The organism is Pedobacter sp. D749, assembly GCF_019317285.1.
GTDB lineage: Bacteria > Bacteroidota > Bacteroidia > Sphingobacteriales > Sphingobacteriaceae > Pedobacter.
Genome location: NZ_CP079218.1, coordinates 1,425,959 through 1,441,196, shown reverse-complemented (window position 1 = coordinate 1,441,196; position 15,238 = coordinate 1,425,959). Strand labels below are relative to the sequence as shown.

17 protein-coding genes are annotated in these 15,238 nt (G+C 36.3%); 9 read left to right on the top strand and 8 right to left on the bottom strand.

Annotation, left to right across the window (positions count from 1 at the left end; all coding sequences use genetic code 11):
- Nucleotides 1-143: 143 nt before the first annotated feature.
- Both KYH19_RS05925 and KYH19_RS05920 read right to left on the bottom strand, forming a co-directional pair.
- A complete protein-coding gene (locus tag KYH19_RS05925) occupies nucleotides 144-2,522 on the bottom strand; it encodes an endonuclease MutS2 (protein ID WP_219077952.1) in 2,379 nt (792 codons plus the stop codon).
- Nucleotide 2,523: 1 nt separating this feature from the next.
- The gene (locus tag KYH19_RS05920) at nucleotides 2,524-3,138 is read right to left on the bottom strand and encodes a DUF4296 domain-containing protein (RefSeq protein ID WP_219077951.1); all 615 of its coding nucleotides are present in this window, start codon (nucleotides 3,136-3,138) and stop codon (nucleotides 2,524-2,526) included.
- Nucleotides 3,139-3,150: 12 nt separating this feature from the next.
- Between KYH19_RS05920 and KYH19_RS05915 the strand changes: the two genes are divergently transcribed.
- From KYH19_RS05915 to KYH19_RS05900, 4 genes are all read left to right on the top strand, one after another.
- Nucleotides 3,151-3,852: a YggS family pyridoxal phosphate-dependent enzyme gene (locus KYH19_RS05915; protein ID WP_219077950.1), complete on the top strand. Its 702-nt coding sequence runs from the start codon at nucleotides 3,151-3,153 to the stop codon at nucleotides 3,850-3,852.
- A 1-nt stretch (nucleotide 3,853) separates the two neighbouring features.
- Entirely contained in the window at nucleotides 3,854-4,321 is a 468-nt protein-coding gene (locus KYH19_RS05910; RefSeq protein ID WP_219077949.1) for a GNAT family N-acetyltransferase, read from the top strand.
- A gap of 1 nt (nucleotide 4,322) precedes the next feature.
- Nucleotides 4,323-5,597 carry an aspartate kinase gene (locus tag KYH19_RS05905; RefSeq protein WP_219077948.1) on the top strand — a complete coding sequence of 425 codons (1,275 nt, stop codon included), beginning with the start codon at nucleotides 4,323-4,325 and terminating at the stop codon, nucleotides 5,595-5,597.
- A gap of 109 nt (nucleotides 5,598-5,706) precedes the next feature.
- Nucleotides 5,707-6,894, top strand: a complete 1,188-nt coding sequence (locus KYH19_RS05900; protein ID WP_219077947.1) for a class I SAM-dependent methyltransferase — start codon at nucleotides 5,707-5,709, stop codon at nucleotides 6,892-6,894.
- A gap of 609 nt (nucleotides 6,895-7,503) precedes the next feature.
- On the opposite strand, the gene KYH19_RS05895 is transcribed toward KYH19_RS05900, so the two are convergent.
- The 6 genes from KYH19_RS05895 to KYH19_RS05870 all read right to left on the bottom strand — a co-directional run bounded on the left by KYH19_RS05895 (nucleotide 7,504) and on the right by KYH19_RS05870 (nucleotide 12,255).
- Nucleotides 7,504-8,367 carry an IS3 family transposase gene (locus tag KYH19_RS05895; RefSeq protein ID WP_255562631.1) on the bottom strand — a complete coding sequence of 288 codons (864 nt, stop codon included), beginning with the start codon at nucleotides 8,365-8,367 and terminating at the stop codon, nucleotides 7,504-7,506.
- A complete protein-coding gene (locus KYH19_RS05890; protein ID WP_132404428.1) occupies nucleotides 8,364-8,654 on the bottom strand; it encodes a transposase in 291 nt (96 codons plus the stop codon). The genes KYH19_RS05895 and KYH19_RS05890 overlap by 4 nt, the downstream gene beginning before the upstream one ends.
- A 723-nt stretch (nucleotides 8,655-9,377) precedes the next feature.
- A complete protein-coding gene (locus tag KYH19_RS05885) occupies nucleotides 9,378-9,575 on the bottom strand; it encodes a cold-shock protein (protein WP_029276380.1) in 198 nt (65 codons plus the stop codon).
- 211 nt (nucleotides 9,576-9,786) lie between these two features.
- On the bottom strand, nucleotides 9,787-10,422 hold the full coding sequence (locus KYH19_RS05880; protein WP_193425623.1) for a peroxiredoxin: 636 nt from the start codon (nucleotides 10,420-10,422) through the stop codon (nucleotides 9,787-9,789).
- A gap of 165 nt (nucleotides 10,423-10,587) precedes the next feature.
- Entirely contained in the window at nucleotides 10,588-11,682 is a 1,095-nt protein-coding gene (locus tag KYH19_RS05875) for a S1C family serine protease (protein ID WP_219077946.1), read from the bottom strand.
- A gap of 6 nt (nucleotides 11,683-11,688) precedes the next feature.
- Nucleotides 11,689-12,255 (bottom strand): RNA polymerase sigma factor, encoded by a 567-nt coding sequence (locus KYH19_RS05870; protein ID WP_121283153.1) that lies wholly within the window; start codon nucleotides 12,253-12,255, stop codon nucleotides 11,689-11,691.
- A 202-nt stretch (nucleotides 12,256-12,457) separates the two neighbouring features.
- Between KYH19_RS05870 and KYH19_RS05865 the strand changes: the two genes are divergently transcribed.
- From KYH19_RS05865 to purB, 5 genes are all read left to right on the top strand, one after another.
- Nucleotides 12,458-12,676 carry a hypothetical protein gene (locus KYH19_RS05865; RefSeq protein ID WP_116251788.1) on the top strand — a complete coding sequence of 73 codons (219 nt, stop codon included), beginning with the start codon at nucleotides 12,458-12,460 and terminating at the stop codon, nucleotides 12,674-12,676.
- Nucleotides 12,677-12,822: 146 nt separating this feature from the next.
- The gene (locus KYH19_RS05860; protein ID WP_132396246.1) at nucleotides 12,823-13,041 is read left to right on the top strand and encodes a hypothetical protein; all 219 of its coding nucleotides are present in this window, start codon (nucleotides 12,823-12,825) and stop codon (nucleotides 13,039-13,041) included.
- A gap of 131 nt (nucleotides 13,042-13,172) precedes the next feature.
- Nucleotides 13,173-13,394, top strand: coding sequence for a hypothetical protein (locus KYH19_RS05855; protein WP_132396248.1), 222 nt, complete (start codon nucleotides 13,173-13,175; stop codon nucleotides 13,392-13,394).
- 135 nt (nucleotides 13,395-13,529) lie between these two features.
- Nucleotides 13,530-13,727 (top strand): hypothetical protein, encoded by a 198-nt coding sequence (locus KYH19_RS05850; RefSeq protein ID WP_025142866.1) that lies wholly within the window; start codon nucleotides 13,530-13,532, stop codon nucleotides 13,725-13,727.
- Nucleotides 13,728-13,842: 115 nt separating this feature from the next.
- A complete protein-coding gene (purB, locus tag KYH19_RS05845) occupies nucleotides 13,843-15,189 on the top strand; it encodes an adenylosuccinate lyase (protein ID WP_219077945.1) in 1,347 nt (448 codons plus the stop codon).
- Nucleotides 15,190-15,238 lie beyond the last annotated feature (49 nt).

Genomic DNA, 15,238 nt, shown 5'->3' with positions numbered 1-15,238 from the left:
TAGACTCAAGTATTATATGGCGTTAAAATTCCCAATCAAGTTGGAAATGAAGATTTATCTCCTTGCGCTTCGCAATGACGAATAGGTGAATGAAAGTCAAAAATCTCCATCATCCATTTTACATCTTACATTACCCATCCGAATCAATTCAAATACACATAGGTAATGCCGTCCCCACCCCTATCCGCATGTTCATCCTCCATTCTGTTTACCTGACTATACTTACGTAAATATTCCCTGATCATTTTTCTCAAAATCCCATCACCTTTACCATGAATCAGTTTAATAGAGGGAAAACCCAGCATAATAGCTTTGTCTAAATATTTCTCTACTTCGAACAGGGCATCTTCTGTGCGCTTCCCACGAAGATCGAGTTCAGCCCTAAAGCCAGAGACTGCCTCATTCATGCGCCCTGCAAAAGAATTGGCACTGCTCTGAACCACTTTTTTAGCTTCCCGGTTACTCACCTTTTGTACCCGGTTCTTTTTAACGGTAGAGCGTAAATCGCCAATAGCCAAAACCAGTTCATTGCGGTTAATTTCTAAAACCTGACCGATGGTTTCACTATCCGTAAATTTCACCAAATCACCAATTTCAATCTCACCACCAACCACTACCTGTACCGGTTTAGGACGCTCTTTCGGAATGGTATTTTTAACCAGTTCGCGTTGCAGGTTTTGGCGAAGTTCTTTGGTTACTTCCTTATCAGCCTGTTTTTCCTTGATCTCGGCAATGGTATTTTCTACCAGTTTATTGGCATTTTTAATAATGTTCTGCGCCTCTTGTTTCGCTTCCTTAATCAGGATTTTTTTATTTTCCTCTAAAAATGTTTTGAGCTTTTCATTTTCCGCAACCAGGTTTTTGGCTTTATTCTGTTGATTGGCCAAACTTACTTTCGCATCATAAATATTTTTCTTCTCTCTTTCCAGATCCACAAGCATTGTATCAACCCGGTTCTGGTTAGATCCTGTTTTCTCTTTCGCCAGCTGGATCACTTCTTTTGGCAAGCCAATATTCTGTGCAATTTCGAAAGCGTAAGAACTTCCGGGTTTGCCCATTTCTAAAATGTAAAGCGGTTTCATCTTTGCATTATCAAAAAGCATCGATGCATTTTCCAATCCAGGTGTATTTCCTGCAAACAGCTTTAAATTAGAATAGTGGGTGGTAATTACGCCTCTCACCTTTTTATTGTTCAACACCTCAAGAACAGCTTCAGCCATTGGTCCGCCAAACTGTGGATCAGTACCCGTACCAAACTCATCAATTAATACCATTGTTTTTGTTGAGGCGTGTTCTACAAAATAACGCATCTTTTTCAGGTGCGCACTGTAGGTACTCAAATCACTTTCTATCGATTGGTCATCGCCAATATCGGCGAAAATATTTTCAAAAATACCAACCTCGCTATTGGCGTCAACGGGAATTAACAGACCTGTCTGTAACATAATCTGCAAAAGGCCAACCGTTTTCATACAAACCGATTTACCACCAGCATTCGGCCCTGAGACTAAAACTACACGCGTTTCAGCATCGATATGGATATTTAATGGTGTAACCGTTTTTCTTTCAGCTGCAAAAGAGATTGATAATAAAGGATGCCGCGCATTGATCAGTTTGGTTTTCGGCTCCTTTAATAAACCCGGCATTTCGGCTTCAATATCTAAGGCAAACAATGCTTTTGCACGCACAAAATCAAGCTTGGTCAAAAAACCATGGTAAGAAAGCAATAAAGGAGAATACGGACGAAGATCGTCTGTTAACGCAATTAAAATCTTAATGATTTCGCGGCGCTTGTCAAATTCTAAATCTCGTAACTTATTATTTAAAGTGAAAACCTCTTCCGGCTCAATATAAACGGTCTGCCCTGTGGCCGATTCGTCGTGCACAAAACCTTTAAGCTTGCGTTTATTCTCGGCCAAAACCGGAATACACATCCTGCCATCACGAATAGTTAGGCTACCGTCTGCAACCCAGTTATTAGCAATGGCCTGTTTATAAATAGAATCCATCCGCTTACGCACATCTTGCTCCGCCTTCGAAATAGCGGAGGTAATCTCCTGCAATTCTTTTGATGCATTGGGTTTAATCTTTCCTTTGGCATCGATTACGGTTTCTATTTTTCGCAGGATGTTTTTTTCGATCGGCAGGTGCTCAAATAAAGCTTCCAATGTTGGGTATACTTCCGCGCGCTCTTCGAAGAAACGGAGAACAGAAAAGACAGTTTGCAATGAAGTATATACCTGAAACCACTCATCTTCTAAAAGATAAGTGCCTTCAACCCTGATTTTTTCAACCAGCGATTTAATATCAAAAAAGGTATTGATCTGTAAGGGTTCCTGATTTTGAAGGATACTCTTAAACTCGTTTGTTTGACGTAAAAATTTATCAATCTGATCAAAACGATTCATCACTTGCATCTTTTCCACCATCGTTTGGCCCATAGGGCTTAAACAATGTTTGCTGATCAGTTGCCTGATTTCCACAAAACCTAAACGTTCTAAACAATTTTCGGGATATAACATATTATTGTACTACGGCTGGTGTAGGCATTGCGCTCGCTATTCCAGCTTTTTTTATATTGATAAGTGAATCGGCCTGTTTTTTCTTTTTGGCAATTGCCGCCACCGCTTTAACCTTTGATAGAGAATCTGGTTTCATTTTTTTTCTAATGGCAAGAGAATCGGCCTTAAATTTCTTTGCTATTACCAACGAATCAGTTTTAAATTGTTTTTTCCTAATCATTAAATCGGCTAGCTCCGTTCCTTTTTTTTGCTTAGCCAACATTTTTTGAATGTTTTTATACATAGCTTCAAGCGCTACAGGATTCGTATTATACCAGAGTAAACTTTTATTGTATTGGACAGAATCTGTACCAAATTTTTTATAAATCCCTTTATAATAACCTGCAGCTACCTTCTTTGCAGAATCTACTACATAAATACTGGAAAGATACCCATCAACAATGTGCATATCGTATAAAATCTTTTCCATCTTATCAGGTTTAATAATGCCATCAGGTATACCAGGCTTACATCCAAACCATAATATAGCTGTCATTAAAACCCATATTAATCTCTTCATGCTTAATTTAAATATTATTTTTTGCCCAAATTGCGACAAGGTTATTAATTTTACCAAAAATAGTTATAAATGAGCATAGCTGATAATCTTAAACAATATAAAAGCGAAGTTGAATCAGATGGGGCAAAACTGATTGCAGTTTCAAAAACACAACCAGTAGAATCAATTTTAGAAGCATACAACGCCGGACAGCGCATTTTTGGAGAAAACCATGTGCAGGAAATGGTCGATAAAGAAGCGCAACTCCCTAAAGATATCGAATGGCACCTGATTGGCCATTTGCAATCCAATAAAGTAAAATACATTGCGCCTTTTGTAAAACTGATACACGGAGTAGACAGTCTGAAACTGCTGCAGGAAATTGATAAGCAAGCGAAAAAAAACAAACGGGTAATCGATTGTTTGTTACAGGTTTACATTGCTGATGAAGACACTAAATTTGGACTCGGCTTTGACGAAGTGATCGAACTTTTGCGTGATGAAGTATTTGCTGAATTAAAAAACGTTCGTATTGTCGGATTAATGGCAATTGCCACAAATACCAAGAATGAAAAGCAAATTACGATCGAATTTCATGAGTTAAAAGTATTTTTTGACGGCATAAAAGTGAGTTTCTTCCGGAAAGAGGATTTTTTTAAAGAAATATCGACCGGAATGAGTGCCGACTATAAAATCGCCATCGCGGAAGGCAGTACCATGGTCCGCATAGGGAGCAGTATTTTCGGAAAAAGGATAATCAAACATTTTAAAAACGATCTTTCGGCCAACTAATATGGATTTCAATATCAGATTTGCAACCGCTGAAGATTGCCCGAGAATATTAGAACTGATTAATGAGCTGGCCGTTTATGAGCGGGCTCCTGAAGAAGTAACAGTTAGTCTGGAGCATTTTATTGATGCCGGTTTTGGCAAAAATCCAGTATGGAAAGCTTACGTAGCTGAAGTAAACGATGCGATTGTAGGTTTTGCATTATACTATACACGTTACTCCACCTGGAAAGGATGCAGATTATACCTCGAAGATTTTATTGTAACAGAAGAATTTAGAGGAAAGGGCTTGGGTAAAGTCTTGTTCGAAAAAGTAATAGAAGAGGCTAAAAATGGCAACTACAGTGGCATGGTTTGGCAAGTATTGGACTGGAACGAACCAGCAATCAACTTCTACAATAAATATAAAGCACATTTAGAAAGTGGCTGGTTAAACGCGGCTTTCTCTAAAGAACAGATCAAGGCATTTTAATATGGATATTTTTAAATTTGGAGGTGCCTCGGTAAAAGATGCGGCAGGTGTTAAAAATCTGGCCAATATCGTTCGCGATTATAAAAAGGGGAATCTGTTGATCGTAATTTCTGCCATGGGCAAAATTACCAACAGATTGGAAGACCTAACCCATGCTTTCCTCTCACAAAATGATGAGGCACATGCAATTTTTGAAGAAATTAAACATTTCCATTTTAGCATCATAGACGAACTATTTCAGGGGAAACACCATCCGGTTTATGATGATGTGGCTAATACCTTTGTGGAGATCGATTGGTTGATTGAGGATGAGCCTGATAACAATCCTGATTATATTTATGATCAGATTGTATCCATCGGTGAGGTCATTTCTACTAAAATTGTAGCCGCCTGGTTAAATGAAACGGGAAATAAAACCCTTTGGGCCGATGCACGCAACTATATCCAGACGGATAATACATATAAAGAGGGTAAAGTAGACTGGGCAAAAACCAATCAGATTATACAGAAAGATTTAGTACCGCTTTTAACCGATAATATTATTGTAACACAAGGATTTATAGGCGGAACGAGCGAAAATTACACTACAACATTAGGTCGCGAAGGTTCTGATTATTCGGCAGCCATATTTGCTTCCTGTTTAGATGCCGCTGCATTAACCATCTGGAAGGATGTTCCCGGGGTATTAAATGCAGACCCGAAATGGTTTGATGAAACGGAAAAAATAGCACAGCTTTCTTATCATGATGCCATTGAGCTTACTTATTATGGCGCAACGGTAATCCACCCTAAAACGATAAAACCACTTCAAAACAAAGGGATTCCGCTTTTTGTAAGGTCATTTATTCAGCCAGAAGGCTCTGGGACAGCAATTACCAAAGATAATAACCCCTTACCTATCCCCTCTTTTATTTTTAAGATAGACCAGGCGCTGATTTCTATTTTTCCAAAAGACTATTCTTTTATTATTGAAGAAAATCTGAGCAATATTTTTGAACTTTTCCATACACACATGATCAAAATCAATACCATGCTTAACTCTGCCATCAGCTTTTCAGTGAGTGTTGATGATCATCCTGTTCAGATTGAAAAATTGATTAAAGACCTGTCTGAAGAATTTACTGTAAAATATAACAAGGGCCTGGAACTGGTTACCATCCGTTATTACAACCAGCGAACCATTGATCGTGTAACAGTTGATAAAGATATTTTATTAGAGGTGAAGAGCCGGCACACCTGTCAGATGGTGATGAAGAATAAAATTAGTAGCAAGTAATTAGTATCAAGAATCAAGATTGGATACTACCCTTGATACTTGCTACTTAATTCTCGCTACCTAATACTTGATACTTGCTACTTAATACCTGATACTACTACCTAAAACAATGAACAACAAACTTTTAGCCAAAGCCGTACAAGATTATATCAGTGCCAATTTAAATGCAGATGTAAATCAGATTGCTCTGGCAAAAAGTCCGTTCGAAGGCATTAGCCCAGCCGAGCTAGCCACACAAATTACGGCAAAAAAGAAATCGGAGAAGAAATTACCAACCTGGTTCCATACAGAAAACATTTATTATCCACCTGTACTATCCATCGAACAAACCTCTTCTGAAATTACCGCAAAATACAAATCAAAGCTTGCTAAAGGCGAGACATTAATTGATATTACCGGAGGCTTCGGAATTGACAGTTATTACTTTTCGCAAAAGGTAAAAACAGTTACACATTGCGAAATAAATCCCGAACTATCTGCCATAGCCCAGCATAATGCACAGGCCTTACATGCAACCAATATAGAATTTAAAGCGGTAGATGGTATTGGTTATATTCAAAATAGTGATACTACTTTTGATACGATCTATGTAGATCCAGCCCGAAGAGCCGAAAAGGGTAAAGTTTTTATGTTAAAAGATTGTACGCCAGATATTGCAGGCAATCTGGACATATTATTAGAAAAATCTTCCAGAATAATTGTTAAAACAGCCCCATTGCTTGATATTTCAGCTGGATTAACCGAATTGAGCCAGGTGAGTGAAATACACATTGTGAGTATAAAAAACGAGTGTAAAGAACTTTTATGGGTAATTGATAAACATTATAGCGAAGACACGAAAATTATAGCTGTAACGCTAAATAACGAGATTGAAAAAGATTTTTCCTTTTACAGGCTGGCTGCTAACGGAGCTGTACAATTTGCAGAAAACTTAAGCGTTGGTGAATATTTGTACGAACCGGATGCCGCCTTATTAAAATCAGGCGCTTTTAACTTAATCGGTTCCACATATCAACTTATCAAATTACATCCTCAAACGCAACTATTTAGTGCTGATGTAATCAAAACAGATTTTCCAGGCCGTATATTTAAAATCGAGGCCATATTAAATACTGGGGAACTAAAAAAGGAAACAAATTTAAAAGGGAATGTAATTGTCCGGAACTATCCGGCAAAGCCTGAGGATTTGATTAAGAAATATAAAATCAAGTCAGATCAGGAGCAATTTTTGATTTTTACAAAGATTGCTAATGGCGAAAATGTGATTTTGAAAGCATCAATTATACAATATTATTAAGGTTTCCATACATCGTCATTTCGAGCTAACCAGATAACTCTGCGAAGCAAAAATCTGCCTAAATAGATCTCTCCACTTCGCATTGCTCCGGTCGAGATGACGACCATTCTATTGATTCTGTCATTCTGAACACAGTGAAGAATCTTTAACTAAAAAATTAAATCAAAAACCAACTACTTTTTTTTTTGGAAAGCAGGTCCAGAAGCCATTGGGATTCCACAGCCCCGCTCCCGCTTCTGCCGATGAAAAATATCGGCATCTCGCTAAGATCGGGTTTAGCTGGCTTAAATAGTACCGCTATTGTTTGTAAAATAAACCCGACAGACAGCGTTATCCCGATTTGAGTATTATATATTTTATCCTTAGAGGATTTTAATCGGGATTAAGCAAATGGCGGGAGTATCGAAACAGAAGCACTACAACTATTGCTTTTCAAAAAAATAGGTCAGAACCCATTACATGATATCCCAATCGTCTTTATAAGCGAACCCGATAGGTAACAGGTGCAGCAGCCGATAACCCGAAGTGGAATTGCAATAGTCTACTGGAGATTTTTTTTTGTCATATTATTTTTATTGAGAAGCATTACTTTAGATATTTTTCTTTCTTTTAAGCTGCGATTTTAGGATTTATTGAGCTGTTTGCAAACTCTAATGGCGATAAGTACCCTAAGTATGAATGTCTTCTTTTTCTATTATACCAGACCTCTATATATTCAAAAATGGCTAAACTAGCCTTCGCTCTTGTTTTATATATCTGCTGGTATATCATTTCTGTTTTTATAGTTTTAAAGAAACTCTCTGCAACTGCGTTATCCCAACAGTTTCCTTTTCTGCTCATGCTTTGCTTTATCCCTAAGCATTCTAATTTTTTTCTGAACTCGGAACATGCATATTGTATACCTCTGTCTGAGTGAAAAATTAACTGTTGGGTAATAGGTCTATTCTTTATAGCCATTTCTAATGCCTTTATCGTGGTGTTCTCAGCTTCCATATTTTCACTTAATGACCAGCCTACAACTTTTCTATCCGCCAGATCTATAACTGTTGTCAGATATAGCCAACCTTCCCCAGTTTGTATATAAGTGAGGTCTGAAACCCATTTCTCTCTAATATTGGCGGCATAAAAATCTCTATTAAGGAAATTTTCTGCTAAGGAGTAAGTGTGCTGTGAATCTGTTGTCTGTACCCATTTCTTACGGATGGTACTCTTTATACCCAATCTGCGCATCAGCCTGGCAACTCTGGGCCGAGAGATAAAGATCCCTCTGGAACATAATTCGGCAGTAATACGCGGACTCCCGTAACACCCTTTACTCTCTGCGTAAATCTTGCTTATCTCTATCATAAGATAATTATCATCGGTAAGCCGCTTACCCTGGGGGTTTTTTAACCAGTAATAAAAACTACTGTTGTTTATTCCAAATACCCTACACATCCTTTCAACAGAAAATATCTTTCGGTAATCTTTTATAAATCCGAATATCTCCCGTCTCCCTTGGAAAAGATGCCTACCGCCTTTTTTAATATATCACGTTCTAGCTGGGCTTCTTTAAGCTCCTTTTGAAGTTTCCGAATCAATTGCTGCTCCTCGCTAAGGCTTGTAGTATCAGCTTTTGCAATTCCTTCGCGCTCTTTCCATTTACTTAAAAGGTTCGAACTTATACCCAATTCTATTGCAACATCCTTTATCGAACCCCGCGCATGGGCCAGATCCAAAGCCATTCTTTTAAAAGGCTCATCAAATATTCGTCTGCTCATATATTCAAATTTAAAGTTTAATGTTTAAATCTGACAAATAAAACCCTCCAGTCAAATGTAGCAACTCCAAAGGCTCTTGAGAAGCAAAATCTGTCTAAATAGATCTCTCCACTTTGCGTTGCTCCGGTCGAGATGACGACCATTATATTGAAGTCTGTCATTCTGAACGCAGTGAAGAATCTTTAACCTACAAAATATTAAATCAAAACCAACTACTTTTTTTTGGAAAGCAGGTCCAGAAGCCATTGGGATCCCACAGCCCCGCTCCCGCTTCTGCCGATGAAAAATACCGGCATCTCGCTAAGATCGGGTTTAGCTGGCTTAAATAGTACAGCTATTGTTTGTAAAATAAACCCGACAGACAGCGTTATCCCGATTGGAGTATTATATTTTATCCCATAGAGGATTTAAATCGGGATTAAGCAAATGACGGGACTATCAAAACAGAAGCACTACAACTACTGCTTTTCAAAAAATAGGTCAGAACCCATTGCATGATATTAGTAAACTGTGATCCCAAACAGAATAAGGAATCCGCAAGTAGGGAGCAACCAACATAAATGCTAATCGACCTTTGTGCAAAGTTACAGTCCAGAAGGCAGTATTCATAGGTCAGGGATTCTTCACTGCGTTCAGAATGACAAACATGGCAATACAAAATACAAAAAGCCCTTCTCTCGAAAAGCTTTTTGTAGGGTGGAGAAATAATGATTATATTATTGCTTAAACTTTCTTAACGTTTACTGCCTGTAAACCTTTTCTGCCTTCAGCCACTTCAAATTCTACTGTATCGTTTTCTTTCAAGCTTTCGATTCCACCTAAAACATCTTTAAAATGTACAAATAAGTCTTTATTGTCTTCTTGTACAATAAATCCAAAGCCTTTTTGTGTGTTAAACCACTTAACTTTTCCGGTTGCCATAAAAAAATAAAAAATTGTATAAAATAAATAAACCTTTTACGCTTTGATCAGCATTTCATTCAACCAATTGACAATTAAAAATGGGATAAACAATTAGTTAGAGCGTTAATATTGAAACAAAACTATCAAATATAATAATTTGCACCTATAATGCTTCTCCTTTTTGGACGTTTAACAAGAATGTTGCGTTTCAAAAAGCATGTTGCTCAAATTATTTATTCGGTTGAGGTGTAGTACGTAAATATGGCTTGATTACCTGATGTCCTTTTGGAAATTTAGCCGGAATATCTTCAGTTTTAATGCTGTTTACCACAATTACATCCTCTCCGTCTTTCCAATCTGCCGGTGTAGCTACGCTATAATTTGCGGTAAGCTGCAAAGAATCAATTACGCGCAATACTTCATTGAAATTTCTTCCGGTAGATGCCGGATAAGTAATGATCAATTTCACTTTTTTATCGGGACTAATGACGAACAATGATCGAACGGTTAATGTTTCTGAAGCATTCGGGTGGATCATATCATAAAGATTGGCCACTGTTTTGTCTGGGTCGGCAATAATTGGAAATTCGACAGAAGTATTTTGAGTTTCGTTAATATCATTAATCCAGCCTTTATGCGACTCGGCAGAATCAACACTTAATGCCAGAACTTTAACATTTCGCTTTTCAAATTCGCCTTTTAGCGCAGCCGTTCTACCCAGTTCTGTTGTACAAACTGGTGTATAATCAGCAGGGTGAGAAAAAAGCACGCCCCAGCTATCGCCTAAATAATCGTAAAAATCTATTTCGCCAATAGAGGTATCGGCCTTGAAATTCGGTGCGGTATCGCCTAATCTTATACTCATGATATTATTAATTTAATTTTGACTATAACAAATCTAAACAATACTATAGTAAATACATAGATTTAATATTAATTTCAGACCTCCAAATTACAATTCCAATAAAAAACCCTGAAGAATTTAATCTACAGGGTTTAAGAATATTAATTTGTTTGGGGTATTATATTTTTAATATGCTTTAATCATAAATACATAATCTTGTATTTTTTCGATCTGTTTGGTACGTTTTAAACCAGACAGTAAGCTCTTTTTGTTGGCAGAAAGTTTATTTGTACCCAATGAATCTTGAGGAATAGCCCTCATTGCCTCTAAAATATATTTTGATTTAATGGCAAAGGCAGCGCCTTCAGTCTGATCTGGCTTACCACTGATAATACCAACCAAATTTCCGTTATTGTCTAAAACCGGACCGCCGCTATTACCTGGATTAACCGAAATGGCTACCTGATACTGAGTGGTATCTCCAATAAAACCATTTTTAGAACTCACATAGCCCTCTCCAAGTACAGCATCGTCTTTTGGATAACCTAAAGTGTACACAATTTCACCAATGTTACTGGTATTTCTTTTAATGGTATAAGGAATAGAAGATAAGTTACTGAAGTGTTTATCGTTTATTTTAAGAATTGCGATATCGTTTTGAGGATCTGTATAAATCGATTTTACTTTAAATGATTCTCCTTTACTGTTTTGAACATATAAAGAATCAGCGCCATTAATGATATGCAGATTAGTTAAAATATAACCATTTGTAGAAATGGCAAAACCAGTACCACCAAAACTATTCTGAGTACTTGGCTTATCAGAAGTTGCATTGTTATGCTTAATATTTCTGATTAAGCTATTTTGTGTTTTAATGGCATTATTTACCTTATTACTTAATTGTCTGTAGCGTTCTGCCTGTTGAGTGCTATGCTGAATAGAGTAGATAGAAACCAGAGAAAGTACAACAAAAGATGCTGCCACCGCAATGGCAGATTTATGTTTCCGCCACAATTGAACTACACGTGAAGGATGAGGCCTAAGTGTAGCAGCCAGACCTTCCACATCAATTTCTGAATGAATATGATTTAATTGTTCTTTTAGGCGCAGCTGTTCTGCAAATGTATCCATAGATGCTAAAAAGAACTTATGCGAAACTACCTTATGATCTACTGTGGCATCATTAAGACGTAACTGTTCAAAAGCTTCCATTTCCTGTGCATTAAGTTTACCTAAAAGATAATCTTCAATAATTGCATCTAACTCCAAATCGTTTCTCATTTCAAATTATGGTTGAAAAAATATTTTCTTTAACCTTTGCAGGCATTTATATTTCTGCGTTTTTGCATTATCGGTATTGGTATAACCGAACTTTTCACAGATATCCTGCATGGATAAATTGTGGATATAAAAATCCTGAATAATGGTTTTACAAGGTTCGCCCAGGTGATCAAGTGCAGATTGCATTTTTGCAAAAGAAGCATCTTTCTCTTCATGGTTTTCTACATCTTCTTCAACAGCAAATACATCTTCATAATCGGTAATATTACCGGCTTTTTTACTGTTCAGACTAAGTTTTTTTAGCCAGATACGCCTGCAGACCGAATAAATATAAGTTTTCAGCTTGCTGCTGAGCTCAAAATTACCCGCCTTAATTTTGTTATATAAAATTATTATGCCTTCCTGATAAACATCTTTTGCATCATCTTCATCACCGTTATTGTTTAGGATAAACTGCAAAACCATCGCATAATACGCTTTGTATAACTTGTTAAGTGTATCTTCTGAGTTATTTAGAATACCTAAAATAACCTCTCTATCTGTTGGAACTGAACTCTTTAAACTGTTATTCACTAGTTAATACATTTTTCTATAAATAGTAACCCAATATTAGACAAAAAAATATTTATTGCTACTATAATTGCTTAATACAAACTAAAAGCAAACGGTAACCCAAATCGCCAGAAAAAAATATTTTACCTTTTCTGAAAATTATCGGGTTACCTTTTTACCTTTGCGGCATTAATAAGAAATTAATTACTAAAAAAATTCAAAAATGAAAAATGCATTCAAATTAGGCTTTTTAGCTTTAGCTTTATCTTTATCAGTTGTAGCTTGTAAATCAGAAAAAAAAGCTGAAGGTGCTGATACTACTTTAACTGATTCTTCTACTATCGTTACTGATACTACTGCAAAAGATACTACAGTTAAAGATTCTACAGTTAAAGATACAACTGTAAAAGCAACTACTACTACAACTGAAGTTAAACACTAGTCTAACTTTACTATAAAAAAAGGCTTCTGGTTATACATCAGAAGCCTTTTTTATTTTTTTCTAATTTTTCTTTATTTTTTTGGGTTACCTTTTTCAATAACGGGTATTAACAGGTAAATTAATTAATTACTTAAAAAATATTCAAAATGAAAAATGCATTCAAATTAGGCTTCTTAGCTTTAGCTTTATCTTTATCAGTTGTTGCTTGTAACTCAGAGAAAAAAGCAGAAGGTGCTGATACTACAGCTACTGATTCTTCAACTGTAATTACTGACACTACTAAAAAAGATACTTCAGTAAAAGATTCTACAGTAAAAGATACTACTGTAAAAACTACTACAGAAAAAACTGAAGTTAAACACTAGTTTAACTTTTTTATAAAAGAAGCCTTTGGAAATTCATTTTTCAAAGGCTTTTTCATTTTAACCCAAAAACGGGTTACCTTTTTACTTTTTGGGTATTAATGGTATATATTAACCCTAAAACATATACCAAGATGAAAAATGCATTCAAATTAGGCTTTTTAGCCCTGGCCTTATCTTTAACAGTTGCTGCTTGTGGCGATTCAACTAAAAAAGCAGATGGCGCTGATACAACAGTGACAGATTCTTCTACAATTGTTACTGATACAACTAAAGTTGATACAGTAGTTAAAGATTCTACCGTAAAAGATACTACAGTTAAAGCTACTACAGAAAAAACTGAAGTAAAACACTAATTTTTTTATAAAATTCCACAAAAAAGGTCACGATTCTGAATCGTGACCTTTTTTATTTAATCAAACCGGGTTACTTTTATAGCTTTTTTGTATAAATTAGTAATTAATTTTAAAAACCAAACAAATTAAAAAACAATGAAAAATGCATTCAAGATGGGCTTTTTAGCTCTGGCTTTATCTCTATCGGTTGTAGCCTGTAAATCGGAAAAGAAAGATGGCGGAACAGATTCATCTAAAGTTGACTCTACAGTTGTAGATACTACAGTTAAAGATACAACTGTAAAAGACACAACCGTTAAAGACACTCTAAAAGCTGATACAACTAAAAAATAGTTTTATCAAACCATTTGAAAAAGCCTTAGTATACCTAAGGCTTTTTTATTTTAGGCAGCTAGACCTTAAAATCCATCAATTGTCGTAAATTTGCGGCAAAAATATAATCCGCATAATGAATTTAACATCACTACAAGCTATTTCACCTGTTGACGGCCGTTATAGAAAAACTACCGAAAGTTTAGCTGCTTATTTTTCTGAAGAAGCGCTAATTAAATACCGGGTTTTTGTAGAAATCGAATATTTTATCGCACTTTGCGAAATCAACTTGTCTGGCTTAGAAAATTTTGATCGAAATCTTTATGCTGAACTACGCAAAATCCACGAAAATTTCTCAGAAGCAGATGCTTTAGAAATTAAAGAAACTGAAAAAGTAACCAATCACGATGTTAAAGCGGTTGAATATTTTATCAAAAGTAAATTTGATGCTTTATCTCTTCAAAACTATAAAGAGTTCATCCATTTTGGCTTAACCTCTCAGGACATCAACAATACTGCCATCCCTTATTCTATTAAACTGGCGCTGAATGAAAGTTACTACCCGGCGATTGGTTCTTTAATCGAAAAAATAAATGCCTTGGCAACAGAATGGAAAGATATTCCGATGTTGGCACATACCCACGGACAACCGGCCTCTCCTACCAAATTAGGGAAAGAGTTTTTGGTTTTCGCTGACCGTTTGGCTATCCAGGTGGAAAGTTTGAAAAACATCCCTAATAGTGCAAAATTTGGTGGTGCAACCGGAAACTTCAACGCCCATCACATTGCTTATCCGGAAGTAAACTGGGTTGATTTTTCGAATCAATTTGTAAATGAAACATTAGGTTTAACCCGTGCGCAACATACTACGCAGATTGAGCACTACGATCAGTTTGCAGCCCAGTGCGATGCTTTAAAACGCATCAATAACATCATTATCGATTTGGATAGAGATATCTGGACTTATATTTCCAAAAACTATTTTAAACAAAGGATCAAAGCCGGAGAGATTGGTTCATCAGCAATGCCGCACAAGGTTAACCCGATCGATTTTGAAAATGCAGAAGGAAATGCAGGAATTGCAAATGCACTTTTCGAGTTCTTTGCTGCTAAATTACCGATTTCGCGTTTACAGAGAGATTTAACAGATTCTACTGTTTTGAGAAATGTTGGTGTCCCTTTTGGACATACTTTAATTGCCATTAATTCTACTTTACGTGGATTAAATAAGATTTTATTAAATGAAGCTGCTTTACATGCAGATTTAGATGAAAACTGGGCAGTTGTTGCTGAGGCTATTCAAACAGTTTTAAGGAGAGAGAACTACCCTAACCCTTACGAAGCCTTAAAAGAATTAACCAGAACCAATTCAAAAATCAATGCAGCAAGTATTGCCGAATTTATTGAAGGTTTAGCGGTTTCTGAATCTGTAAAAGTGCAGTTGAGAACCATTACACCTTTTAATTACACCGGCGTTTTTTAGTAAAATTAAATTGACGTTAAGCAGACAGCCAATAAAGGCTTTATTGCTG